The sequence below is a fragment of the Pseudomonas sp. S4_EA_1b genome (assembly GCF_016307435.1).
GTDB classification, from domain to species: domain Bacteria; phylum Pseudomonadota; class Gammaproteobacteria; order Pseudomonadales; family Pseudomonadaceae; genus Aquipseudomonas; species Aquipseudomonas rhodesiae.
The window spans coordinates 1-1,510 of record NZ_JAEILC010000130.1 but is presented as its reverse complement, the minus strand read 5'-3'; the positions used below and the strand labels follow the sequence as shown (position 1 = coordinate 1,510).

Here is a 1,510-nt window from a genome sequence, read left to right as displayed (position 1 = left end):
GCTCAAGCGGGAACAGGCCCTGCCCCTGGCGATCAACCCGAACAGCGACCAGTACCTGGAAGAGCGCTTACAGCTGCTGGACGAGCAGTTGGCCACCGTAACCCGGCTGGCCAAGGACAACGAGCTGCCCGATGCCATCCTCACCGAGTCCGGGCTGAAGATCACCCCGCTGGATTCTGCGGTGCCCAATACCGCGCAGGCGCTGATCGACCAGACCAGTCAGCTGTTGCCGCGCATCAAGATCACCGAACTGCTGATGGATGTGGACGACTGGACGGGTTTCAGCCGCCACTTCACCCACCTGAAGGACGGTGCCGAGGCCAAAGACAGGACATTGCTGCTGTCAGCAATCCTGGGCGATGCGATTAACCTCGGGCTGACCAAGATGGCCGAGTCGAGCCCCGGCCTGACCTACGCCAAGCTGTCCTGGCTGCAAGCCTGGCACATCCGCGACGAAACCTATTCGGCGGCCCTGGCCGAGCTGGTCAACCACCAGTACCGCCATGCCTTCGCCGCCCACTGGGGCGACGGCACCACCTCATCCTCCGATGGCCAGCGCTTCCGGGCGGGCGGCCGGGGCGAAAGCACCGGGCACGTCAACCCGAAGTACGGCAGCGAGCCGGGGCGACTGTTCTACACCCATATCTCCGACCAGTACGCACCGTTCAGCACCCGCGTGGTGAATGTCGGCGTGCGTGACTCCACCTATGTGCTCGACGGCCTGCTGTACCACGAGTCCGACTTGCGGATCGAGGAGCACTACACCGACACGGCCGGTTTCACCGATCACGTCTTCGCCCTGATGCACCTGCTGGGCTTCCGCTTCGCACCGCGCATCCGCGACCTCGGCGAAACCAAGCTGTATGTGCCGAATAGCGTCCAGGACTACCCGACATTGCGCCCAATGGTTGGTGGCACCCTGAACATCAAGCACGTCCGCGCCCATTGGGACGACATCCTGCGCCTCGCCAGCTCGATCAAGCAGGGCACCGTCACTGCCTCGCTGATGCTGCGAAAGCTCGGCAGCTATCCACGCCAGAATGGCCTTGCCGTGGCCCTGCGCGAGCTGGGCCGGATCGAACGCACCCTGTTCATCCTCGACTGGCTGCAAAGCGTCGAACTGCGCCGCCGCGTGCATGCTGGACTGAACAAGGGTGAAGCGCGCAACTCCCTGGCCAGGGCGGTGTTCTTTAACCGCCTCGGCGAGATCAGGGATCGGAGCTTCGAGCAGCAGCGCTACCGGGCCAGCGGCCTGAACCTGGTGACGGCCGCCATTGTGTTGTGGAACACGGTGTACCTGGAGCGCGCCACTCAGGGGTTGGTCGAGGTCGGCAAGCCGGTGAACGGTGAGTTGCTGCAATACCTGTCGCCGCTGGGCTGGGAACACATCAACCTGACCGGCGATTACGTCTGGCGGCAGAGCCGCAGGCTGGAGGACGGGAAGTTCAGGCCGCTACGGTTGCCCGGAAAACCTTAGCGTACGATTTTTTCCGAATTCTGCGGGCTCCCC

Annotated in this window: 1 protein-coding gene; it reads left to right on the top strand. The window is 63.8% G+C overall.

Features of this window, described 5'->3' with window-relative positions; genetic code table 11:
* Positions 1-1,477 (top strand): Tn3 family transposase (locus YA0848_RS31185; RefSeq protein ID WP_198731487.1); only part of this gene is annotated, 1,477 nt, incomplete at its 5' end.
* Between the last annotated feature and the right edge of the window lie 33 nt (positions 1,478-1,510).